Below are 21161 nucleotides of genomic sequence, written 5' to 3'. Positions count from 1 at the left end.
CGATTTTACCGCCGTCCGACAGCAGCGCCGCTTCAGGCATGCGGCAGCGTGTGGGCGGCTTGTGCAGCCACACCGTGGCCGTGCGCAATCGCCTCGCCTTCTTCGGTGATGTCGATCTTGCCGTCGAGCACCGCATTGGCGCGCACGCGGTCGATGTCTTTCTCCCACGCGGCGATGACCACCGTGGCGACGCAGTTGCCGATCAGGTTGCCCAGCGCACGGGCAATGCCGATGAACCAGTCGACGGAAAGCACCAGCACCAGGCCGATCGCCGGAATGGCCGGAATGACCGACAGTGTGGCTGCCAGGATCACGATGGCCGAACCCGGAATACCGTGCGCGCCCTTGGAGGTCACCAGCGCCACGCCCAGGATCAGCAGCAGATCCTGCAGCGCCAGCGGCGTGTTGGTCGCCTGCGCGATGAACACGGCGGCCAGCGTCAGGTAGATCGAGAACGCATCGAGGTTGAACGAGTAGCCGGTCGGGATGACCAGGCCGACCACCGAGCGCTTGATGCCCATCTTCTCCAGCTTGTTCATGATGGACGGCAGCACCGCGTCGGACGATGCCGTGCCCAGCACCACCAGCAGTTCGGCGCGCAAGAAGCGGATCAGCTTGAAGATGTTGAAGCCCGCCATGCGCAGGATGGTGCCGAGCACGACGAACACAAACAGTGCCACGGCCACATAGAACAGCAGCACCAGGAAGCCAAGCTGCTTGAGCGAGCCCGCACCGTACTTGCCGACGGTAAAGGCCACCGCGCCCAGCACGCCCAGCGGTGCCAGACGGATGATCACGGCCATCATGCGGAACAGCACATGCGAGAGCTGGTCGATCAGGTTGACCAGCGGCTTGGTCCGCTCACCCAGCAGCGACAGCGAGCAGCCGAACAGGATCGACACCAGCAGCACCTGCAGGATGTCGCCCTTCACAAAGCCGCTGACGAACGTATCGGGAATCAGCTTGAGGAAGAACGCTGCCACGCCGGTCGATTCCACCTGCTTGGCAGTCGTCATGTACGACGCCATGGCCGCCGGATCGAGCGTCTTTGGATCCACATTCATGCCGTGCCCCGGCCCGAACAGATAGGCCAGTGCAATGCCCAGCGCCAGCGCAATCGTCGTGACGATTTCAAAGTAGATGACGGCCTTGCCGCCTACGCGCCCGACCTTCTTCAGCTCGCCGGCGCCGCAGATGCCCACCACCACCACCGAGAACACGATCGGCGCGATCAGCATCTTGATCAGCTTCAGAAAGCCATCGCCGAGCGGCTGCAGTTTCTGCGCAAACTCCGGCGCCCAGATGCCCAGCGCGATGCCCAACGCCAGGGCAATCAAAACCTGCCCGAACAACGGGCGCGTAAAGCGTTGCATGGTGAATCCTCCTTTGGATTACTGGTGTCTCAAGCCGTGCCCAATCGTCTAATTCAGTTGGTTGCGATTGTCGTCACGGCCTTGTTTCGCTCGCTGCGTCGCAACAAATTGTCGCGATGAATTGTTGAGCGTTGACGGCATCATAGGCGATCCAATTTTTGTATGCAATTTTTGAATTCACATGCTAGGATCGACTCATGCAGTCCCGCGAAGCCTTGTGCTTCCGCCGTTTACGCTGCACTTCCGGCGTTCCCATCGCTACAGTTTCGAGTGTCCTTACTCGCTGTTTTTGTTCGATGGGCCGGCCGTATAACATCCAGAGACAAAACACCAAGGAGTTCCACATGGCGATGCCCACGCTCGATCCGAACGCGCCGGATTTCACGCGCCGATATCCGAACCTGGCGGACCCCCGCCTTGGCGCAGAGGCCACGTTCGCGACCGACGAATTCTTCGCGCCGAAAGACCGCATGCTCAACCCCGAACCGGCGGTGTTCATTCCCGGCAAGTACGACGACCACGGCAAGTGGATGGATGGCTGGGAAACGCGTCGTCGCCGTAACGGCGGCTATGACCATTGCATCGTCCGCCTGGCCCGCCCCGGCGTCGTGAAGGGTGTCGATATCGACACGAGCCACTTCACCGGCAACTTCCCGCCGGCCGCTTCCATTGAAGCCGCTTATCTGCCGGATGGCGAACCGACCGAGGCCACGCAGTGGACTGAAATCGTTCCGTCGACCACGCTGCAAGGCAACAGCCACGCCTACGTGGCCGTGACGAACACGCAGGCCTTCACGCACCTGCGCGTGAACATCTTCCCGGACGGCGGCATCGCGCGCCTGCGCGTGTACGGGCAGCCGCAAGTCGACTGGAAGGGCGCGGATCGCACCAAGCTGTTCGACCTGGCCGCCATGGAAAACGGCGCCTATGTGGTCGAAGCCAACAATGAACACTTCGGGCCGGCCTCGCGCATGCTGATGCCGGGCCGCGGCGTGAACATGGGCGACGGCTGGGAAACGCGCCGCCGCCGCGAACCGGGCAACGACTGGTGCGTGATCGCGCTGGCCAACCCGGGCCGCATCCGCAAGATCGAAGTCGACACCGCGCACTTCAAGGGCAACTTTGCTGACCGCGTTTCCATCCAGGCCGCGCGCGTGGTGGGCGGCACCGACAGCTCACTGAAGACGCAGGCGATGTTCTGGCAAACGCTGCTGCCCGAGCAGAAGCTGCAGATGGATCTGCAGCACTACTACGAAGCGGAAATCGCCGACCTCGGCATCGTCACGCACGTGCGCTTCAACATGTTCCCGGACGGCGGCGTGTCGCGTCTGCGCCTGTGGGGGGTGCTCGAATGAGTCAAGAGACCGCAGCACGCATTGCGCTGACCATCGAGCCGCTCACGCGCGAAGCCTTTGCGCCGTTCGGCGACGTGATCGAGCTGGACGGGGCCAAGCAATTTCCCATCAACCAGGGCACGACCATCCGCTTTCATGACCTCGCCAACGTGGACGTGGACGTGGGCGAGGGCGGCCGTGCGCTGATCAGCCTGTTCCGTGGTCAGCCGCGCACGCTGCCGTTTGAGGTCAAGATGCTGGAGCGCCACCCGCGTGGCAGCCAGGCCTTCATCCCGCAGAACGACAAGCCGTATCTGGTGGTCGTGGCGCCGGCTGGCGAGCTGGACCCGTCGAAGTTGCGCGCGTTCGTCTCGCGCGGCTGGCAAGGCGTGAACTACGCGCGCGGCGTGTGGCACCACCCGCTGCTGGCCCTGGGCGAGGTGAGCGATTTCCTCGTTGTCGACCGCGGTGGCGAAGGCCACAACTGCGACGAGCAAGACCTGGCCGAATCGGTGTGGTTGACCGCCGAGGCCATGCAGGCCGCGCTGTAAGCATCGCGTCATCGGTGCCGATCCTGAGCCCCCGCACAAACGGGGGCTCAGTCACTTTCAATCTCCGTCCTACCCAATCAGCGAGACATCGACATGACCCAGGCCCAACTTGCCAACCCCGGCATCGATGCGGACATCCGCGCATTTGTCGAGGCCGCGCACGCGCAGCAGATTGATTTCCTGCGCGAGCTGGTGAAGGTGCCGTCGGATAACCCCTCCGGCGATTGCGCCCCGCATGCCGCGCGCGCCAAGGCGTTGCTGGAAGCGCTGGGCCTGACCGTCGAGGCACATGCCGTGCCGCAGGCGCAGGTGCGTGCCGCCGGCATGGTCAGCGCCACCAACCTGATCGTACGCCACACGTTCGGCAGCGGCGGCCCCACGATCGCCATGAACGCACACGGCGATGTCGTCCCGCCAGGCCTGGGCTGGACGCACGACCCATACGGCGGCGAGATCGTCGAGACCGAACACGGCCCGACCATGTTCGGCCGCGGCGTGGCGGTGTCCAAGTCGGACTTCGCCACGTACACGTGGGCGCTGCTTGCGCTGATCGAAGCGGAAAAGCGCGGTGCCAAACTCAACGGCACGGTCGAACTGCATTTCACGTACGACGAAGAAACCGGCGGCGACATCGGCCCGAAGTGGCTGCTGGATCAAGGCTTGAGCAAGCCCGATTACGCCATCTCCGCTGGCTTTGCGTACGGCATCACCTCGGCGCATAACGGTTGCCTGCACGTGCAGGTGACGGTGCGCGGCAGGCAGGCGCACGCCGCCATGCCGCATACGGGCATCGATGCCATCGAAGCGGCCACGCATATCCTGCAGGCCGTGTATGCCTATCGCGCGGAACTCGCAACGCGCAAATCCGCCGTGCCGGGCATCGACCACGCAACGCTCAACGTCGGGTTGATCCAGGGCGGCATCAACACCAACGTCGTGCCCGATCTGGTGACGTTCCGCGTTGACCGCCGGATGATTCCTGAAGAGGCCGGGCGAGATGCAGAGGGCGAACTGCGTGCCGTGATCGAACGTGCAGCGGCGGAGCGGCCGGGGATCGAGGTTTCGGTGGAACGCATTCTTTTGGCGGAGCCGCTTGCCGAACTGCTTGGCGTGGACGCGCTGATTGGCGCGCTGCGACGGAATGCGTTGGCGGTGTTTGGTGGCGATGTGCCGGTGCATGGCGTGCCGCTGTATACCGACGCACGGCATTACACGGCGCATGGCGTGCCGACGGTTCTGTATGGCGCGGGCCCGCGTACGTTGATGGAAGCGCGGGGACACAACACGGATGAGAACCTGCGGTTGAATGATCTGCGGGGCGCGACTGTGGTGGTGGGGTGTGCTGTGGGGGGGTTGTTGGGCGGGTGATTGATATCGCTTGATGGCTTTGGTTTGTGGGGTCGGCTTTGGTCGGCCCTTTTGTTTTTTGGGTTTTGGGTTTGTGCGTTCGTGGTTCATCCCCCTTTCGGTCCCGGCAGGGGATGAAACAAGGGATGCACCACAAAAAACAAAAAAGCACGAATCCCCCCAACACCAACAACGAAACCCCCACCCAACCGCCACCCCTTAAGATTGCGGCACACCCCATCAAGCCAGCACCAAAGCCCCAAAAGCCATGCAGATCTACCACAACCCCCGCTGCTCCAAATCCCGCACTGCGCTCGAACAAGCCCAATCCTTCGCGGCGAAAAACGGCGAACAACTCGACGTCATCGAATACCTGACCACGCCGCCCACGCTGGCCGACCTCAAGCAGCTCGCAGCGCAACTCGACACACCGCTGCGCAGCCTGATCCGCGAAAACGAAGACGAATACGCGCAGCTCAATCTGGCCGATGCGTCAGACGACGCGCTGCTCAAGGCCATCGCAGCCCACCCGAAGCTGCTGCAGCGCCCGGTGCTCGTTCGCAACGGTCGCGCCACCATCGGTCGCACGCCCGAAGCGCTTGAGGCGTTCCTGAAGTAACTCACCGCGCCACCCAAAGTTGAACGGCCTGCCGATTTCCATCGGACAGGCCGTTCAGGGGTGGCCGTATCTCGCTTTGCGCGAGGGCCGGGGCTGCGTCCGTCAAGACGCGCAAGGGCACCGGTTTATTCCAGGCCCATCCATCGGGCCATTTCTGACCCGAATCCAACTGCCAGCAGGGCAGCAAGCACCACTGCCAGCGCCGCCGCGGTCGAGACCATGGCGACTTTCATGACGTCTGCGTCGTGGTGCGCGCTGCTGTGCGTGTGATGAAGATGCTGCGCACGCATGCTCAACGGAACCGCCTTCGCAGATGATTTGCGATGCCAATGCAAGCGCTCCGTCATCGCTCGCAAGTGTTGCGTGTCAAACGCGTCACGGGAAAATCGCATCGCGGTACCTCCCCGTTGTTGGCTGATAGCCGACGCCGGCACGCACCGGCGTCGGGGGCACGTGCGGCCCGAAAACGATACGGCAAGCAAATGGCGTATGCGAGTGGCTTTGCTTGTCGGCGCCGGGTGGCGCAGTCGTCTGGTCGCTCGCACAAGCCCAGCGTAGACGGGGGTTTGTGGCGCCGCAAGTTGCGTTGCGGCATGGTGCGCGCATCACGCGGGCAAGAGGCAAACCGCGTGCGGGTCTTCGCCAGATGCGTGATGTGTCCGGCGCTCAATCCTGAGCAGATTGGTGGGGCAATTGTGCGGCGGCGCGCTCGGCTTCGCGTTTGCGCAATTCGGCCAGCATGTTGCAGAAGAGGGCGCCTTGCTCTTTCGCGTCATCCAGCGCGATGTGCGTGTGCGGCAGCGGGTCGTGCCAGTGCTCGGGAAAGGCCGCTTTGACGTTGCGCCGATACGGCATGCCCGTGAGCGCAAAGGCCAGCGTCTTGATGTCGAGCGCCGCCCAGCCAAACGGAGAGCGCCCCGCAAAACGCATCATGTACCAGAACATGAACGTGAAATCGAAGCCCGCCGGAAACGCCACGAACACCGGTTTGCCCGGCAGACTCTCGACCCATTCCACGTAACGCGGCAGGGCCACCTCGGGTGCCTCCAGGTTGGCGCGGCATGCCGCCCACGCCTCGGGCTGGCTCTTCCACCACTGCATCTGGATCGGATGGCCTTCTGCGCCGGGCAGCGTTTCCAGGTTCGCTTCAAACGTGCCGACGAGCGTCTTGTCGGCCAGGTACGCTGCGCTTGCAAAGCTCAGCATCGAGTGCGGTCCGGGGATGGGGCCGTCGGCCTCGATGTCGGTGCTGACGTAGATTTCGGGCCGCGTGTCGGGCGGCTGGTTGCCCCGCTTGCGGCGGGGCCTGTCGGCCGGCGCAGCGGGCGCGGTGTCGGCGAAGGGGTCGTCGCTCTCGTTGGCGCTGTCCCTGGCGCTGTCGTTGGTGTTTGCGCTCATGCCGAGCCTTCGTTGGCAAACAGGCGATCGGCGACGTACGGGTTGCTGGCACGCTCATCGCCAAAGGTCGAGACCGGCCCATGGCCCGGCACAAACGTGACGTCGTCACCCAGCGGCCAGAGCTTCGTGCGGATCGCGTTGATCAGGTCTGCATGGTTGCCGCGCGGGAAATCCGTGCGGCCGATCGACCCCGCAAACAGCACATCGCCGACGATGGCGACACGGTCTTCGGGGCTGAAGAACACCACGTGGCCGGGCGTATGGCCAGGACAGTGGAACACCTGCAGCGTGCGGCCGGCGGCTTGCACGGTGTCGCCGTCTTCCAGCCAGCGGTCGGGCACGAATGCCTTGGCCGGCGGAAAACCAAAGCGCTGGCTCTGCATGGGCAGTTGATCGATCCAGAACGCCTCGTCCTTCTGCGGCCCTTCGATGGGCACACCAAGCTGCGTGCGCAGGGCATCGGCGGCGGCGCAGTGGTCGACGTGGCCATGCGTGAGCAGGATCTTTTCGATGCGCGCACCGTGCTGCTCCGCGGCAGCCAGGATGCGCTCGATATCGCCGCCCGGGTCGGTGACGGCAGCAGCACCATCGTCGCCAATCAGCAGCGTGCAGTTCTGTTCAAACGGCGTAACGGGGACGACAACGACTTTCATGTGATTTTTTGTGCGCATTTGCACATGGCAGGGATAACCCGATTGTATCGGCCCGAGCCCGCGCCAGCACTGGGCTCGCGGGAAGCGCTGTTACATCAGAAAGAAAATATTACAAAATTGGTGCGAGATGACAGCATGATGTGATCGTTTTAATAGGAAATGTAAATAATCGATCGAAGCATGCATGTTAGACTCGCGCCCATGCTTAAGTTGACCCACCTCAATTCCAGCCATTCGGCCGGCCGCACGCTGCGTGCCTGGCTGACGCATGGCGCCGCGCTGCTGGTGCTGGCGGGCTGTGCCGCCGTTCCTGGCGAGCCGCCCGCGGGTGGGCAATCCGGCCTTCAGGCCAGCAAGCCCGCAGCGCCCACCTTGAAGGTGGCCGACCCCCGCGACAACCCCGATGCCTGGGGCACGCTGTCGTTCCGCGGCGCGCCGGATTCGAGCAGCCTGAAGCTCGACGAGAACACCGATACGAGCCCCGGCCTGCGCGCCGACCTCGGCACGTTTGAGCAGCGCGGCCTGGCCTCGTGGTACGGCCGCGGCTTCCACGGCCGCCGCACCGCCAGTGGCGAGCGCTTCGACATGAACGCCTTCACGGTGGCGCACCCGTCGCTGCCGCTGCAGAGCTGGGTGCTCGTGCGCAACCTCGCCAATGATCGTGTGGTCGTGGCCAAGGTCACGGATCGCGGCCCGTACTATGGCAAGCGCATCCTCGACATGTCGTACGCCGCTGCCAAGCGGCTCGACTTCGTCAAGCGCGGTTCAACGCAGGTGGAAATCCGCCGACTGTCGCGCGCTGAAGTCGAAGCGCTGCGCCCCGAGCTGACGCAAACCGATGTCGCCAGCAACGATGGCGATGCCGATGTGGGTGGCGATGAACCCGCACCGGTGAAGAAGAAAGCGGTCAAGCGTCGCGTCAGGCACCACCGCTGAGCCGCTGATTCGGCCGCCTTCCTGCCTCAGTCCTTCCTCTCGTTTTTCAACGCCAGCGCGCTTTGATATAGCGCGTCGACGGGCGCCCCCGTAATCGCTCCAGCCAGCTTGGCTGCGCGCTTGGCGGGCAGCTCGGCCAACAGCAGACGCAAGACCTGATCGGCTGCCATGGCGGTCGGTGCCGCGTCTTGCGCGCCTGCGCCTTCCACCACCAATACGAATTCGCCCTTGCCATGCGAGGCATCGGCGGCAAGCCATGCGGGTGCCTCCGCAGCAGGCAGCACGACGATCTGCTCGAACAGCTTGGTCAACTCGCGACCGATCAGGAGGCGTCGGGCGGGCAAGTGTTCTGCCAATGCGGCGAGCGTGGCCTCGATGCGATGCGGTGCCTCGTAGAGAACCCACGCCGGCCCGTGCGCCGCCCATTGACGGATGGCCGCGTCGCGTTGCCCGGCCTTGGGCGGGAGGAAGCCGACGAAGGTGAATTGCCCACCGGACGTGTCGAGCAATTCCCCGGCGGCAGAAAGCGCCGTCACCACGGCGCTGGCGCCCGGCAGCGGAATCACGCGCTGGCCTGCAGCGCGCACCGCCTCGACAATGCGCGAGCCAGGGTCCGACACGCCCGGCGTGCCCGCATCGGACACATAGGCGATGCGCTCGCCCTGTGCGAGGCGCGCGACGATGCGCGCAGCGGCCTCGCGCTCGTTGTGTTCGTGCGCCGCGAGCATCGGTCGCGACAGCCCCAGCCGATTGAGCAGTTGCCCGGTGTTGCGCGTGTCTTCGCAGGCCACCGCGTCGACGATGCCCAGCACGTAGCGCGCCCGCAGCGACACGTCGGCAGCGTTCCCGATGGGGGTGGCCACCACATATAATGCGCCGGCGGGATAGTGCTGGTCGTGCGCCAGCAGGGTCCAGTCAGGATCACTCACGAGAACTTCTCTCGGTTACTTGGTTCAAACCGCGAATGCATGCGCCGCAGCCCATCACAGCCGCCACCGGTGAAGCCGGTGAAGACCGCGCGCTGCGCTACTTGCAGGCACGCGGCTTGGCCGTGGTCAGCCGCAATTATCGCTGCAAGGGCGGTGAAATCGATCTGGTGATGCGCGATGCGGCTGGCGCCCTGGTATTCGTTGAGGTGCGTGCCCGCGTGGCGCGCTCCACGCAGCGCTTCGGCGGGGCGGCGGCGAGTGTCACGCCCGCCAAGCAGCGGCGCCTGATTGCCGCGGCTGAAGATTTTCTCGCGCGGCAGGTTGAAGATGTGCCGGCCTGCCGCTTTGACGTCATCGCCATCGACGGTGCGCGTATCGAATGGATGCGCGATGCCTTTGGTGCAGACGCCTAAACCTCGCTCTTCTTTCATCCGGACTTCATTCAAGGACAGCATGAAACTCTCGTCGCCTACGTTTGCCCGTTTCCGTCGCACGGTCACGCGCACCGCCGTGCTGGCCGCCCTGGCCGGCGTTACCGCCACGCAGTTGACCGCCTGCTTCCCGCTGTTTGCAGGCGCCGTGGCCGGCGGCGTGGCGCTTGCCACCGACCGCCGCCCGACCGCCACCCAGACCATCGACCGCGGCCTGCAGATGGAAGCCGAGAACACGCTGATCTCGCGCTACGACGGCCGTGCCCACGTCAACGTGACGGTCTACAACCGCAAGGTCCTGCTGACCGGCGAAGCCGGCACCGAGCAGACCAAGCAGGAGATCGGCCAATACGCGCAGAAGCTGCAGAACGCGCGTGAGGTCGTCAACGAGCTCGTGGTGACGCCGGAGTCGAGCACATTCGGCTCGCGCACCAACGATACGTACATCACCACCAAGGTGAAGAGCGTGCTGGCCGGCACCGAAGGCGTGCCCTGGAACTCCATCAAGGTGACCACCGAAGCGCAGACCGTCTTCCTGATGGGCGTGGTGACCGAGGCCGAAGGCAACAAGGCCACCGAAGCCGTGCGCACCGTGAGCGGCGTGAACAAGGTCGTGAAGGTGTTCGACTATGTGAGCGAAGACGAGCGCAAGCGTCTGGACGCCAATGCCACGTCGACCAACCCGTCGACCGCGCCCGATGCGTCGCAAGGCACGCCGGCGCCGGCGCAGGGTACGCCAACGGCCACGCAGGCCCCGGCGCCCGTCACCTCGGCCTCGCCTGGCGTGACCGTGTCGCCGACCAACTCGCCGGCGCTGCCGCCGGGCAAACAACTGCCTTAAGCCGTCTCGGCTACATCGCAATGTAAGAAACGCAGCCACCGCGCTGCGTTTTTTGTTGGCTGAACGCATCACCGGGCCCACGGCGCGCCGTGCGTGTTAGCGTATGACGCTTCCGCGACTTCGCAGCCCCCCGATGCCCGTCGTCCATCGCCTTGCCGCCGCAGCGTTGCTTGCGGCGCTGCTCACGGCTCATGCGGCCCATGCGGCCGATCGCCCACCCTCCAACCTGCAGGCCCGCACCTGGGCCGCCACGTGCGCCAGCTGCCATCACGCCGATACCGCGCCCGGTGCCAAGTTGACCGCGCAGACGCTGCAACCGCTGGCAGGCCGCTCGCAGGCCGAGCTGATCGACGCAATGCAGGCATTCCGCAACGGCACGCGCCCCTCCACGGTGATGGGCCAGATCGCGCGCGGTTATGACGATGCGCAGATCGCCGCCATTGCCGGCTGGCTGTCGCGCCAACCACAGGAGGCGCCATGAGCGAATGGCTGCGCAAGGATCGACGCGCAATCTTGCGCGCGCTCGGGGCAACCGCGTTGGCCGGGCCGCTGGCCGCATGTGCATCGCTGTCGGGCGCGCGCAATGCGCGTGTGGTCGTAGTTGGGGGCGGATATGGCGGCGCAACGGCGGCCAAGTACGTGCGCGTGTTTTCCGGTAGCCATGTCGACGTGACGCTGGTTGAGCCGAACGCCGCGTTCGTCTCGTGCCCGCTGTCGAACCTCGTGCTGTCGGGCAACAGTGACATGGCGTCGATCACCGTGCCGTATGACGCGCTGGTCGAGCGCCACGGCGTGCGGTGGGTGCGCGACCGCGCATCGGCCATCGACCTGGCCGCCAAGCAGGTGCGGCTGACCGGCGGCGGCACGCTCGATTACGACCGGCTGATTCTCTCGCCCGGTATCGACTTCGTGCCGGGGGCAATTCCCGGTCTCGCCAATGCGGCCACCGCCGCGCAAGCGCCGCACGCCTGGAAGGCCGGCATGCAGACCCTGGCGCTGCGCCATCGGCTCGAAGCCATGCCCAACGGCGGCACGGTGGCGATCAGCATTCCGCTGGCGCCGTACCGCTGCCCGCCCGCGCCGTACGAGCGCGCGTGCCTCATCGCCCATTGGCTGCAACGCGCCAAGCCCGATTCGCGCGTGCTCATCCTCGATGCCAACGACGACGTCACCTCCAAGGGCGCGCTGTTCAAGCGCGTGTGGGCCGAGCGCTATCCGCAGCACATTGAATATCGCCCGCAATACAACGCCGTCGACATCGATGCCACGGGCCGCGTGCTCAAGTTCGATGTGCAGGACGACGTGCAGGCCGATGTCGTCAACCTGATCCCACCACAGCGCGCCGGGGCAATCGCCGTGCAGGCCGGTCTGGCGACGGCCAACGGGCGCTGGTGCGAAGTGGATTTCCTCTCGTTTGAATCGAAGGTGGCACCGGGCGTGCATGTGATTGGCGATGCCATCCAGACCGCGCCGCTGATGCCCAAGTCGGGCCATATGGCCAACCAGCACGGCAAGGTGGCCGCCGCCGCCGTGGTGGCGATGCTGGCCGGGCACGCGCCTGATGCGTCGCCGCTGTATACGAACACCTGCTACAGCTTCGCCACGCCCGACGAGGCCATGCACGTGGTAACCGTCCACCGCTACGACGCGGCCGAGCACACCATGGTGACGGTGCCCGGCGCCGGTGGGCTCTCCGATGCACCTTCGGCAACCGAGGGCAAGCTGGCTCAGGGCTGGAGCCGCGCCATCTGGTCGGACATGCTGGGTTAGGGAAGGTAAGGCCGCGGCGCCCGGCACAAACAATGCGCAAGATTGTGCAAGTCGCGTCAGCGGCCGGCGCCTAAAGTGCGTCATGTGGCCGCACGGGCGGCCGTCCGAACCTTCCGATCATCATGTCTCCCAAGGATCTGCTGCTGGCCCTGACCGTTGTGCTGGTGTGGGGCGTCAACTTTGTCGTCATCAAGGTGGGCCTGCACGGCGTGCCGCCCATGCTGCTGGGTGCGCTGCGCTTTGCGCTGGTCGCGTTCCCGGCGGTGCTGTTCGTGCCGCGCCCCAAGATCGCGCTCAAGTGGCTGGTGGCTTACGGCGCCACCATCAGCTTTGGGCAGTTCGCGTTCCTGTTCTCGGCCATGTACGTGGGCATGCCGGCGGGGCTGGCCTCGCTGGTGCTGCAATCGCAGGCGTTCTTTACGCTGACGATTGCCGCCATCGTGTTGCGCGAGCCGATCCGCTGGTTCCACTTGGCCGGCATGGCGGTGGCTGCGGGCGGGCTGGCAATCATCGGCATGGCGGGTGGCGGCTCGGTCACGGGCATGACCACCGCCGGTTTCCTGCTGACACTGTGCGCGGCGTTTTCGTGGGCCAGCGGCAACATCGTCACCAAGCGGATCGGGCCGGTAAACGTGGTGAGCCTGGTCGTGTGGGGCGCCGTCATCCCGCCGATTCCGTTTTTCCTGCTGTCGTACTGGCTGGAGGGGCCGGAGCAGATTGCGCATAGCCTGGCGAACATCAGTGGGTCGAGCATCGGCGCGATCGTCTACCTGTCTTTTGGCGCCGCCATCTTCGGCTACAGCCTGTGGAGCCGCCTGCTGGCGCGGTATGCGGCCAGCCAGGTTGCGCCGCTCACGCTGCTGGTGCCGGTGGTGGGGCTGGTGTCGGCCGCCGTGCTGCTTGGCGAGCGCCTGGTGCCCGCCCAATGGCTGGGCGGCGCCGTGGTCATGGCCGGGCTGTTGCTCAACGTGTTTGGTGGCCGGCTGGCGGCACGGCGGGCGATGGCCTGACGCCACACCCCATCGACAACAAGCGCCCGGGCCGCAAGGTACCGGGCGTTTTGCTGTGGGCGCGACATAGGATTTGGCCCGTTTCGGGCACAATACCGGGTCCGATTCCCGCCATTTCGCCCGCACACGCATGCGGGCAGCCTCGTCTTCTGGAGACCACATGAAGTTCGCCCCCACGCTCGCCGCTGCGGCGGTGCTGGCCGGCTTGGCGCTGTCCGCCACGCCCGCGCTGGCAGCCGTTGATGCTGCCCGCGCCCTGTCCATCGCCAACCAGAACGCCTGCATGGGCTGCCACGCCGTCGACCGCAAGCTTGTCGGCCCTGCCTATCAGGACGTTGCCGCCAAGTACAAGGGCGATGCCGGCGCGCAAGCCAGGCTCATCAAGAAGGTGCGCGAAGGCGGCATGGGCAACTGGGGCCAGATCCCGATGCCGGCCAATCCCAAGATTGCCGATGCCGATCTGAAAACCGTGATCGACTGGGTGCTCGCGGGCGCCCCGGCCAAGTGAGGAACGGACGATGAATGATGCAATCAACCTGAGCCGCCGCGACGTGCTGCGCGCTGGCGCCATGATGGCGCTGCTGGTGTCCGCCGGCATTGCCACGCCGGCCCAGGCGGCCGAATGGAACAAGGCCGCCTTTGCCGTCAAGGGCGTGAACGACGTGCTCAAGCAACTGGGCGGCGGCGCGGTCGACAAGGGCGGCGCCGGCATCCAGCTCACCGCACCGGACATCGCAGAAAACGGCGCCGTGGTGCCGCTGGTTGTAACGAGCACGCTGCCCGGCACCGACCTCATCGCCATCCTGGTCGAAAAGAACCCGAACACGCTGGCCGCCACGTTTGCCATTCCGGCCGGCACCGATCCGTTTGTCAGCACGCGCGTGAAGATGGGCGAGACCTCGCAGGTCTACGCCGCCGTGCGCGCCAACGGCAAATGGGTGCTGGCGAGCAAGGAAGTGAAGGTCACCCTTGGTGGCTGCGGCGGTTAAACATCAGGAGAACAACATGGCAGACCCGATGCGCATTCGCGCGATGGAAAACGGCGGCACGACCGACGTGAAGATCCTGATGAAGCACGACATGGAAACCGGCCAGCGCAAAGACGCGTCCGGCAAGGTCGTGCCGGCCTGGCACATCACCAACGTGACGGTGCTGCACAGCGGCAAGACGGTGCTCGATGCACAGTTCGGCCCGGCCGTGTCGAAAGATCCGTTCCTCAATTTCAAGTTCAAGGGCGGCGCCAAGGGCGACAAGGTGACGGTCACGTGGGTGGACAACCACGGCGACAAGCGCACCGACGAGACGTCGATCCAGTAAGCGCCAGGAGGCCCACATGCGACGCAGCTTCTTTCGTGTGACCGCCGCGCTGGCGGCCTTGGGTGTGGCCGGCAAGGCCGCTGCCCAGAACGCCCCGCGCGCTGGTGGCGCCGGTGCCCGCTACAAGGTCGTCTACCAGTTGAGCGAAGGCATCGACCAGGCCGTGCGCGCCATCGGCAACCTGCGCAACCACCTGAACGGCGCACCCGGCACGAAGATCGTGGTGGTGGCGTTCGGGCACGGCATTGAGTTTCTCGTTGAAGGCGCCAAGGATGCGCAGGGCCGCACCTTCGACGCGCCGGTGGCGGCGCTGGCCAGCATGGGCGTGGAGTTTCGCGTGTGCCACAACTCGCTGATGGCCTTCAAGGTGCCGGAAGACAAGCTGCTGCTCGAAGCCAAGGTGGTGCCGGCCGGCGTGGTGGAAATCACCCGCTTGCAGCAGGAAGAAGGTTTCGCCTATATCAAACCGTAGGCGACCCACGGAGGGGACCGTGAAACACAAGACATGGACGAAGTTGCTGGGCGTGGCCCTGGCCGGCGGATTGACGCTGGCCGCCAACGCCCAGGACACCAAGGACAGCACCGCCGCCGGCATCGCGCAGTACCGCGAAATGCTGGCCGACGGCAACCCGGCCGAACTCTGGGAAGCCGCCGGCGAAGAACTCTGGAAGAAGCCCGCCGGCCCCAAACAGGCCTCGCTTGAAGCGTGCGACCTGGGCCTCGGCCCCGGCGTGGTGAAGGGCGCCTACGCCAAGCTGCCGCGCTTCTTCAAAGACACCGGCCGTGTGATGGACGCCGAACAGCGCCTCATGTATTGCCGCATGACGCTGCAGGGGCTGACCAAGGAAGAGGCTTCGGCCCGCCCGTTCTCGTCGCCCGGCAAGGCGTCGGACATTGAACGGCTGATCGCGTACGTGGCGTCGGAATCGCGCGGCGCGGCCATCGACATTCCGCTCGCCCATCCCGAAGAAAAGCGCGTGTACGAACTCGGCCGCCGCATGTTCTTCTACCGTGGCGGCGCCTATGATTTTGCCTGCGCCACGTGCCACGCCCAGCCGGGTTTGCGCATCCGCCTGCAAGACCTGCCCGACCTGCTGACCGCCGACGGCGCGCGCTATGCGTATTCCACATGGCCGGGTTATCGCGTCTCGCAGGGCGAGGTACGCACGATGCAGCACCGCCTGTACGACTGCCTGCGCCAGCAGCGCTTTCCGGAACCGCTCTACGGCAGCGAGGTGATTACTGCGCTGGAGATGTTCCTCGCCCGCAACGCCAACGGCGGCAAGATGGACGCGCCGTCCATCAAACGATGAGGCCGACCATGCCGCACATGATCCGACTGACCCTCATCGCCCTGGCCCTGGTTGCAGGCGCTGCCCATGCCGCCGATGCGGCACCCGCCAAGGCCGTCACCCCGCCCAAGCCCGATGCCAAGGCCGACGCGGCCCTCGCCAAGGTCATCCACGAGAGCTTTGTCTCCAAGGGCCCGGCCACCGTGGAAGGCGTGACCGAGCGCGACGACGTGCAGAAGATCTGCAGCCAGTTTGCCGACCGCAACGCCGTGCCCGCCGCCGTGGCCAAGAAGCTGGAAGACGCACAGCTCAAGACCATCCATTACCCCGCAGACAACAAGTGGTTGGGCGACTGGAAGGCAGGCGAGAAGACCGCGCAGAGCGGCCGCGGCATGCAGTTCTCCGACCCGGCCGGCGGCGCGAACGGCGCCAATTGCTACGCCTGCCACCGCCTGTCGAAAGACGAGGTGTCGTACGGCACCATCGGCCCGTCGCTGTATCAGTACGGCAAGTTGCGTGGCGATTCGGAGGCGATTCTGCGCTACACGTGGGGCAAGATCTACAACTCCAACGCGTATGCGGCGTGCTCCAACATGCCGCGCTTCGGGCACAAGGGCATCCTCACCGAGCAGCAGATCCGCGATGTGATGGCGTTGTTGTTCGACCCGGCATCGCCTGTGAACCAGTAAGCCAATAACCCCATGCAAACGCTTCGACGGTTCCTGATGTGGGCAGCAGCGGCGATGGTGTTTGCCGCAAGCACCGCGCAGGCCGTCGAAGTGGGCGATGTGGTTGCGCTGCCCGACCTGCAGTTGCTCGACGGCACACGCGTGCCGGGCGATGCGTGGCGCGGGCACCCCGTCATCATCGCCACGTGGGCATCGTGGTGCCCGTTCTGCGCGCTGCAGAACCCGCGCCTGCAAAAGCTCTACGACGCCACGCGCGGCACTGACCTGCGCATCCTCACCATCAGCATCGACGCCAACCCGCAGCTCGCGAAGGACTACGTCGCCAAGCGCGGCTTCACCTTTCCGGTGACGATGGAAACCGACGCGCTGTGCGCCGCCACCGGCCCGCGCAAGGGCCTGCCCGAACTGCTCGTGCTCGACGCCAAAGGCCGCGTAGTGCGCAAGGAAGTCGGCGAGATGCTCGAAGACGACGTAGCCGACCTGGCCCGCTACGCAAACAGCCCCAAACAATGAACCGCCGCGAATTCGTTCAAGCCCTGGCGATTGCCGCAGCCGCCGGCCTGCGCCTGACCGACGCCCACGCAGATACGCTCAGCTATGACGTGCCGCGTTTCGGCAACGTCCACCTGCTGCACTTCACCGATTGCCACGCGCAGTTGCTGCCCATCGAATACCGCGAGCCCAGCGTCAACCTGGGCGTGGCGCAATGGGCCGGGCAGCCGCCGCATCTGGTCGGGCACGCGCTGCTCAAGCGGTACGGCATTGCGCCGGGCTCCCGCGCTGCGCACGCCTTCACCGCGCTCGACTTTACCGAGGCCGCCCGCCGCTACGGCCGCATGGGCGGCTTCGCGCACTTGGCCACGCTTATCAAGCGCCTGCGCGCCACGCGCCCCAATGCGCTGCTGCTGGATGGCGGCGACACCTGGCAGGGCTCTGCCACCGCGTTGTGGACCAACGGCCAAGACATGGTCGACGCGGCCCTTGCGCTGGGCGTCGACGTCATGACCCCGCACTGGGAGATGACCTACGGCGCCGACCGCGTGCGCCACGTGGTCGATCACGACTTCAAGAACAAGGTCGCCTTTGTTGCGCAGAACATCCAGACCGCCGACTTTGGTGACCCGGTGTTCGACCCATATGTGCTGCGCGAGCTGAACGGCGTGCCGGTCGCCATCATCGGGCAGGCGTTTCCGTACACGCCCATCGCGCACCCGGCCGATTTCACGCCCGACTGGACGTTCGGCATTCAGGAAGAACGGCTGCAGAAGATGATTGACGAGGCGCGCGGCAAGGGCGCCAAGGTGGTCGTGCTGCTGTCGCACAACGGCATGGATGTGGACCTGAAGCTGGCCTCGCGCGTGCGCGGGTTGGACGCCATCCTGGGCGGCCACACGCACGATGCGGTGCCCGCGCCCGTCAAGGTCAGCAACCCGGGCGGCGTGACGCTCGTCACCAACGCGGGCGCCAATGGCAAGTTTGTCGGCGTGCTCGATCTGGATGTGCGCGGCGGCACCGTGCGCGACATCCGCTATACGTTGCTGCCCGTGTTTGCCGACCTGCTGCCGCCCGACCCAGCCATGACCGCGCTGATTGACCGCGTGCGGGCGCCGTACCAAGACAAGCTGGGCGAAACGCTGGCCACGAACCGCGGGCTGCTGTACCGGCGCGGCAACTTCAACGGCACCTTCGACCAGCTCATCGTCGATGGCCTGATGCACGCGCAGGGCGCCGAGATTGCCTTCTCGCCCGGCTTCCGGTGGGGCACCACGCTGCTGCCCGGCGAGGCCCTGACCATGGAAGCGCTGATGGCCCAGACCGCCATCACCTACCCGGCCACCACGCTCACCGAGATGACGGGCGCCACCATCAAGACCGTGCTGGAAGACGTGGCCGACAACCTGTTCAACCCAGACCCGTACTACCAGCAGGGCGGCGACATGGTGCGCGCCGGCGGCCTGCGCTACACCATCGACCCGATGAAGCCCATGGGCCAGCGCATTACCGACATGCGCCTGGGGCCGGGAAGCGGCAAGCCCATCGACGCCGACCGCCGCTACAAGGTGGCCGGCTGGGCCGCCGTATCGCCCGAAGCCCGCAAGGCCGGCGGGCGCCCAGTGTGGGACGTGCTGGCCGACTGGCTGCGCGACCAGCGCGAAGTGACCGCAAGACCGCTGAACACGCCGCGCATTGTCGGCATGGAGGGCAATCCGGGCATGGAAAACGGGGGTTAAACCCCCGATTGAAAGGGCCCGGGGAGTTCGGGTAGACTCATTTTCCACGGGCCGATAGCTCAGCTGGGAGAGCGCCGCGTTCGCAATGCGGAGGTCGGGAGTTCGATCCTCCTTCGGTCCACCAAGAACAATTCCAAAGCAGTCTCAGGAAGTCCGGCGAACCCCGTAGATTCAATGTCTGCGGGGTTTTTTGTTGCCGATTAATTCCAGGGGAGCCCATTGACTTCCGGGGGCACAAGGGGGCATCTTTGGGGGCATATTGGGTTAGCCGATGACCTGATGCCCCCAGGAGGCACAAATGCCGCTGACCGACGCCGCAGTACGGAATGCTATCCCGCGCGACAAGCCATACCGGCTTGCAGATAGCGCTGGTCTCTACCTGGAAGTTTCACCTGCTGGCGGGAAGTACTGGCGTTTCAAGTATCGGTTCGGCGGCAAAGAGAAACGCTTGGCCCTGGGCGTCTATCCGGCGATTGGGCTAAAAGAGGCGCGCGTGCGCCGGGACGCCGCCCGCAAGCTGCTGGCAGACGGCATTGACCCGAGCGTGCATCGCAAGGTTCAGAAGGCTGCAACGGTCGAACGTGCGTCAAACAGTTTCGAAACCGTTGCCCGTGAATGGTTCTGCAAGCAGGCGCCGGCCTGGGCGGCGAGTCATGCAGACAAGATCATGCAGCGGCTCGAAAAGAACGTCTTCCCCTGGCTGGGCGGGCGCCCGATTGCCGAGATTGCTGCCCCCGAACTGCTGACGGTGCTCCGTCGGATCGAGGGACGCGGGGCATTAGACACCGCACATCGTGCGCACCAGAATTGCGGGCAAATTTTCCGCTACGCCGTAGCGACCGGGCGGGCTGAGCGCGACCCCTCCGGCGATCTGCGCGGCGCGTTGCAACCTTCCAAACACGAGAACTTCGCCGCCATTACCGATCCGGCTAAGGTGGGTGAGTTGCTGCGAGCCATCGATGCGTTCAAGGGCACGTTCGTTGTTCGCTGCGCTCTCCTGTTGGCACCATTGTTGTTTGTGCGGCCGGGCGAACTGCGGAAAGCAGAATGGGATGGGTTTGACCTGGACCGGGCCGAGTGGCGCTATTTCGTTACCAAAACCAAGACCGAGCACACTGTCCCGCTGGCTTCGCAGGCGGTCGCCGTTCTGCGGGAATTGGCCGACCTAACGGGAAGCGGCCGCTATGTATTTCCCGGGCGCGATCCGAAAAAGCCGATGAGCGAGGCTGCAGTCAACGCCGCGCTGCGGCGCATGGGCTATGACACCAAAACCGAAATGACCGGCCATGGCTTCCGGGCGATGGCACGGACGATCCTTCATGAAGAGCTGCACATCAAGCCTGAGGTCATCGAGCACCAGCTTGCCCACAAGGTGCCCGACGCGTTGGGTACGGCCTACAACCGTACCCGGTTCATGAAGGAACGGCGGGAAATGATGCAGCGCTGGGCGGACTACCTTGATGAACTCAAGGGCGGCGCGCGGGTGTTGTCATTTCCGCACTCAGTGGCTTAACGCGCCTTACAGTTGGCGGTATTCTTCTACGAGCCAAATTCTTCCAGCACGGGCGTTGTAACACCGCGATTATTGCGGGCTCCTGCTTCGCCGCAGTTGCCTGTGCACCACCACTAAATAAGGAGACAGCTCAATGACCGTACTAACCCGGTGACCAACAACTGGAGAAAAGGTCTATGAGCAATTTGGAATGCAGTCCCCGCGACTGCACGGCGCTCGACGAAATCGATTCGCTGTGGAATCTTCATGAGGACTTCGGTGTCACTCATGCTGCGGCACTTGTGGCTGGCTACAACCCAACCACGATTGATCGTTGCAAGGACGATTCTTCGTTTCAAGAAGCCTATCCGAAATACAGCGTCACTTTTACTGCGCTGACCAACGCCATCATGAACGGGCGCTTGCACGCCACGCTGCGCTATCCGGCCCGCGAGTATGGGAACTTGGACTTTTTGGAAGAGATCGACCGCGCAGAGATGGACCTTCCGTACGGCCGTGGCAGCACCGCAAGGGAAGGTGAAGAGCTGACCTCGGACGGTCGTTACTTTTACAAGTCCACTCCCGATTGGTCACAGAGTACGGTGACTCGCGATGAATTGATCGGCTGGTTGACTCGACGCGGCGTCAAATCGGGCTTCTTCTTTCCGATGGCTGCAGATGGCCCAGGGTATCTTGACCCAAGCAGTGAGCGCTATGCGCCAAAACTCGCGGCCGCTGTGCAAGCCTGGGAAGCAGTGACGGTGCCGCGAGGCATGCACCCCAAGCAGGCGCTAATGAAATGGCTTCGTGAGCATGCGGCGGAGTACGGCTTGACCAACGACGAGGGTAAGCCGAATGAGACAGCCGTCGATGAAATTGCGAAGGTCGCAAACTGGCAACCGAACGGTGGGGCCCCCAAGACCCCCGAAGCATAAACGTTCCAGGTCC

Annotated in this window: 25 protein-coding genes and 1 tRNA gene; 21 read left to right on the top strand and 5 right to left on the bottom strand. The window is 64.9% G+C overall.

From position 1 onward, the window contains the following. Nucleotides 1–32: 32 nt before the first annotated feature. Nucleotides 33–1373 carry a C4-dicarboxylate transporter DctA gene (locus ACTJK4_RS22000; RefSeq protein ID WP_232041353.1) on the bottom strand — a complete coding sequence of 447 codons (1341 nt, stop codon included), beginning with the start codon at nt 1371–1373 and terminating at the stop codon, nt 33–35. A 344-nt stretch (nt 1374–1717) separates the two neighbouring features. Between ACTJK4_RS22000 and alc the strand changes: the two genes are divergently transcribed. From alc to arsC, 4 genes are all read left to right on the top strand, one after another. Continuing rightward, on the top strand, nt 1718–2728 hold the full coding sequence (alc, locus tag ACTJK4_RS21995) for an allantoicase (RefSeq protein ID WP_232041352.1): 1011 nt from the start codon (nt 1718–1720) through the stop codon (nt 2726–2728). Further along, nucleotides 2725–3258, top strand: a complete 534-nt coding sequence (locus ACTJK4_RS21990; RefSeq protein ID WP_440818933.1) for an ureidoglycolate lyase — start codon at nt 2725–2727, stop codon at nt 3256–3258. The genes alc and ACTJK4_RS21990 overlap by 4 nt, the downstream gene beginning before the upstream one ends. Nucleotides 3259–3351: 93 nt before the next feature. Further along, on the top strand, nt 3352–4626 hold the full coding sequence (locus ACTJK4_RS21985) for a M20/M25/M40 family metallo-hydrolase (protein ID WP_440818932.1): 1275 nt from the start codon (nt 3352–3354) through the stop codon (nt 4624–4626). 247 nt (nt 4627–4873) lie between these two features. Next, on the top strand, nt 4874–5224 hold the full coding sequence (arsC, locus tag ACTJK4_RS21980; RefSeq protein WP_260803940.1) for an arsenate reductase (glutaredoxin): 351 nt from the start codon (nt 4874–4876) through the stop codon (nt 5222–5224). A 125-nt stretch (nt 5225–5349) separates the two neighbouring features. Here arsC and ACTJK4_RS21975 read toward each other — a convergent pair whose 3' ends face one another. From ACTJK4_RS21975 to ACTJK4_RS21965, 3 genes are all read right to left on the bottom strand, one after another. After that, nucleotides 5350–5616, bottom strand: coding sequence for a hypothetical protein (locus ACTJK4_RS21975; RefSeq protein ID WP_316870554.1), 267 nt, complete (start codon nt 5614–5616; stop codon nt 5350–5352). A 274-nt stretch (nt 5617–5890) separates the two neighbouring features. Beyond that, nucleotides 5891–6622 (bottom strand): exonuclease, encoded by a 732-nt coding sequence (locus tag ACTJK4_RS21970; protein ID WP_440818931.1) that lies wholly within the window; start codon nt 6620–6622, stop codon nt 5891–5893. After that, nucleotides 6619–7275 (bottom strand): MBL fold metallo-hydrolase, encoded by a 657-nt coding sequence (locus tag ACTJK4_RS21965; protein ID WP_260803939.1) that lies wholly within the window; start codon nt 7273–7275, stop codon nt 6619–6621. Before ACTJK4_RS21965 ends, ACTJK4_RS21970 begins: the two co-directional genes overlap by 4 nt. 201 nt (nt 7276–7476) lie before the next feature. On the opposite strand from ACTJK4_RS21965, the gene ACTJK4_RS21960 reads away from it, so the two are divergent. Beyond that, on the top strand, nt 7477–8211 hold the full coding sequence (locus tag ACTJK4_RS21960) for a septal ring lytic transglycosylase RlpA family protein (RefSeq protein WP_232041345.1): 735 nt from the start codon (nt 7477–7479) through the stop codon (nt 8209–8211). 26 nt (nt 8212–8237) lie between these two features. On the opposite strand, the gene rsmI is transcribed toward ACTJK4_RS21960, so the two are convergent. After that, complete coding sequence (gene rsmI / locus ACTJK4_RS21955) at nt 8238–9140, bottom strand: 16S rRNA (cytidine(1402)-2'-O)-methyltransferase (RefSeq protein WP_316870556.1); 903 nt, start codon at nt 9138–9140, stop codon at nt 8238–8240. A 35-nt stretch (nt 9141–9175) separates the two neighbouring features. Here rsmI and ACTJK4_RS21950 point away from each other — a divergent pair, with 35 nt between their 5' ends. The 16 genes from ACTJK4_RS21950 to ACTJK4_RS21875 all read left to right on the top strand — a co-directional run bounded on the left by ACTJK4_RS21950 (nt 9176) and on the right by ACTJK4_RS21875 (nt 21148). Beyond that, the gene (locus tag ACTJK4_RS21950) at nt 9176–9553 is read left to right on the top strand and encodes a YraN family protein (protein WP_232041343.1); all 378 of its coding nucleotides are present in this window, start codon (nt 9176–9178) and stop codon (nt 9551–9553) included. A gap of 40 nt (nt 9554–9593) precedes the next feature. Next, complete coding sequence (locus ACTJK4_RS21945) at nt 9594–10412, top strand: BON domain-containing protein (protein WP_232041342.1); 819 nt, start codon at nt 9594–9596, stop codon at nt 10410–10412. A gap of 133 nt (nt 10413–10545) precedes the next feature. Continuing rightward, a complete protein-coding gene (locus ACTJK4_RS21940; protein WP_440818930.1) occupies nt 10546–10893 on the top strand; it encodes a c-type cytochrome in 348 nt (115 codons plus the stop codon). Further along, on the top strand, nt 10890–12182 hold the full coding sequence (locus ACTJK4_RS21935; protein WP_440818929.1) for an NAD(P)/FAD-dependent oxidoreductase: 1293 nt from the start codon (nt 10890–10892) through the stop codon (nt 12180–12182). Before ACTJK4_RS21940 ends, ACTJK4_RS21935 begins: the two co-directional genes overlap by 4 nt. 122 nt (nt 12183–12304) lie before the next feature. Further along, nucleotides 12305–13192, top strand: a complete 888-nt coding sequence (locus ACTJK4_RS21930) for an EamA family transporter (RefSeq protein WP_440818928.1) — start codon at nt 12305–12307, stop codon at nt 13190–13192. A gap of 160 nt (nt 13193–13352) precedes the next feature. After that, complete coding sequence (locus ACTJK4_RS21925; protein ID WP_065858224.1) at nt 13353–13700, top strand: c-type cytochrome; 348 nt, start codon at nt 13353–13355, stop codon at nt 13698–13700. 10 nt (nt 13701–13710) lie between these two features. Continuing rightward, nucleotides 13711–14181, top strand: a complete 471-nt coding sequence (gene soxY / locus ACTJK4_RS21920; protein ID WP_252692346.1) for a thiosulfate oxidation carrier protein SoxY — start codon at nt 13711–13713, stop codon at nt 14179–14181. A 16-nt stretch (nt 14182–14197) separates the two neighbouring features. Further along, nucleotides 14198–14509: a thiosulfate oxidation carrier complex protein SoxZ gene (gene soxZ, locus ACTJK4_RS21915; RefSeq protein WP_024977295.1), complete on the top strand. Its 312-nt coding sequence runs from the start codon at nt 14198–14200 to the stop codon at nt 14507–14509. A 16-nt stretch (nt 14510–14525) separates the two neighbouring features. Beyond that, a complete protein-coding gene (locus tag ACTJK4_RS21910) occupies nt 14526–14981 on the top strand; it encodes a DsrE family protein (protein ID WP_232041337.1) in 456 nt (151 codons plus the stop codon). Nucleotides 14982–15000: 19 nt separating this feature from the next. Further along, nucleotides 15001–15822: a sulfur oxidation c-type cytochrome SoxA gene (gene soxA, locus ACTJK4_RS21905; protein WP_260780573.1), complete on the top strand. Its 822-nt coding sequence runs from the start codon at nt 15001–15003 to the stop codon at nt 15820–15822. Between the two features lie 17 nt (nt 15823–15839). Next, nucleotides 15840–16490 carry a sulfur oxidation c-type cytochrome SoxX gene (soxX, locus tag ACTJK4_RS21900; protein ID WP_414561441.1) on the top strand — a complete coding sequence of 217 codons (651 nt, stop codon included), beginning with the start codon at nt 15840–15842 and terminating at the stop codon, nt 16488–16490. A gap of 12 nt (nt 16491–16502) precedes the next feature. Next, nucleotides 16503–17003, top strand: a complete 501-nt coding sequence (locus tag ACTJK4_RS21895; protein WP_440818927.1) for a TlpA family protein disulfide reductase — start codon at nt 16503–16505, stop codon at nt 17001–17003. Beyond that, entirely contained in the window at nt 17000–18721 is a 1722-nt protein-coding gene (gene soxB / locus ACTJK4_RS21890) for a thiosulfohydrolase SoxB (protein WP_440818926.1), read from the top strand. The genes ACTJK4_RS21895 and soxB overlap by 4 nt, the downstream gene beginning before the upstream one ends. Nucleotides 18722–18769: 48 nt before the next feature. Next, nucleotides 18770–18845: transfer RNA gene (locus tag ACTJK4_RS21885), tRNA-Ala, on the top strand. 174 nt (nt 18846–19019) lie between these two features. Then, a complete protein-coding gene (locus ACTJK4_RS21880; protein WP_440818925.1) occupies nt 19020–20234 on the top strand; it encodes a tyrosine-type recombinase/integrase in 1215 nt (404 codons plus the stop codon). Between the two features lie 176 nt (nt 20235–20410). Continuing rightward, nucleotides 20411–21148: a hypothetical protein gene (locus tag ACTJK4_RS21875; protein ID WP_440818924.1), complete on the top strand. Its 738-nt coding sequence runs from the start codon at nt 20411–20413 to the stop codon at nt 21146–21148. Nucleotides 21149–21161 lie beyond the last annotated feature (13 nt).

It is taken from the genome of Ralstonia sp. 22111 (assembly GCF_052045895.1).
Lineage (GTDB): Bacteria > Pseudomonadota > Gammaproteobacteria > Burkholderiales > Burkholderiaceae > Ralstonia > Ralstonia wenshanensis.
The sequence above is the reverse complement of the archived record's forward strand: the minus strand, read 5'-3'. Positions and strand labels throughout refer to the sequence as shown.

Bases quoted from the DNA above. Each gene is read 5' to 3' on its own strand.
- ACTJK4_RS21895 (WP_440818927.1), top strand. From the start codon at position 16,503: ATGCAAACGCTTCGACGGTTCCTGATGTGGGCAGCAGCGGCGATGGTG.
- soxB (WP_440818926.1), top strand. From the start codon at position 17,000: ATGAACCGCCGCGAATTCGTTCAAGCCCTGGCGATTGCCGCAGCCGCC.
- ACTJK4_RS21965 (WP_260803939.1), bottom strand. From the start codon at position 7,275: ATGAAAGTCGTTGTCGTCCCCGTTACGCCGTTTGAACAGAACTGCACG.
- ACTJK4_RS21925 (WP_065858224.1), top strand. From the start codon at position 13,353: ATGAAGTTCGCCCCCACGCTCGCCGCTGCGGCGGTGCTGGCCGGCTTG.
- ACTJK4_RS21940 (WP_440818930.1), top strand. From the start codon at position 10,546: ATGCCCGTCGTCCATCGCCTTGCCGCCGCAGCGTTGCTTGCGGCGCTG.
- ACTJK4_RS21910 (WP_232041337.1), top strand. From the start codon at position 14,526: ATGCGACGCAGCTTCTTTCGTGTGACCGCCGCGCTGGCGGCCTTGGGT.
- ACTJK4_RS21985 (WP_440818932.1), top strand. From the start codon at position 3,352: ATGACCCAGGCCCAACTTGCCAACCCCGGCATCGATGCGGACATCCGC.
- ACTJK4_RS21975 (WP_316870554.1), bottom strand. From the start codon at position 5,616: ATGCGATTTTCCCGTGACGCGTTTGACACGCAACACTTGCGAGCGATG.
- soxZ (WP_024977295.1), top strand. From the start codon at position 14,198: ATGGCAGACCCGATGCGCATTCGCGCGATGGAAAACGGCGGCACGACC.
- ACTJK4_RS21950 (WP_232041343.1), top strand. From the start codon at position 9,176: ATGCATGCGCCGCAGCCCATCACAGCCGCCACCGGTGAAGCCGGTGAA.
- arsC (WP_260803940.1), top strand. From the start codon at position 4,874: ATGCAGATCTACCACAACCCCCGCTGCTCCAAATCCCGCACTGCGCTC.
- ACTJK4_RS21970 (WP_440818931.1), bottom strand. From the start codon at position 6,622: ATGAGCGCAAACACCAACGACAGCGCCAGGGACAGCGCCAACGAGAGC.
- ACTJK4_RS21990 (WP_440818933.1), top strand. From the start codon at position 2,725: ATGAGTCAAGAGACCGCAGCACGCATTGCGCTGACCATCGAGCCGCTC.
- alc (WP_232041352.1), top strand. From the start codon at position 1,718: ATGGCGATGCCCACGCTCGATCCGAACGCGCCGGATTTCACGCGCCGA.
- ACTJK4_RS21880 (WP_440818925.1), top strand. From the start codon at position 19,020: ATGCCGCTGACCGACGCCGCAGTACGGAATGCTATCCCGCGCGACAAG.
- ACTJK4_RS21935 (WP_440818929.1), top strand. From the start codon at position 10,890: ATGAGCGAATGGCTGCGCAAGGATCGACGCGCAATCTTGCGCGCGCTC.
- ACTJK4_RS21945 (WP_232041342.1), top strand. From the start codon at position 9,594: ATGAAACTCTCGTCGCCTACGTTTGCCCGTTTCCGTCGCACGGTCACG.
- ACTJK4_RS21960 (WP_232041345.1), top strand. From the start codon at position 7,477: ATGCTTAAGTTGACCCACCTCAATTCCAGCCATTCGGCCGGCCGCACG.
- ACTJK4_RS21875 (WP_440818924.1), top strand. From the start codon at position 20,411: ATGAGCAATTTGGAATGCAGTCCCCGCGACTGCACGGCGCTCGACGAA.
- soxX (WP_414561441.1), top strand. From the start codon at position 15,840: ATGATCCGACTGACCCTCATCGCCCTGGCCCTGGTTGCAGGCGCTGCC.
- ACTJK4_RS22000 (WP_232041353.1), bottom strand. From the start codon at position 1,373: ATGCAACGCTTTACGCGCCCGTTGTTCGGGCAGGTTTTGATTGCCCTG.
- soxY (WP_252692346.1), top strand. From the start codon at position 13,711: ATGAATGATGCAATCAACCTGAGCCGCCGCGACGTGCTGCGCGCTGGC.
- ACTJK4_RS21930 (WP_440818928.1), top strand. From the start codon at position 12,305: ATGTCTCCCAAGGATCTGCTGCTGGCCCTGACCGTTGTGCTGGTGTGG.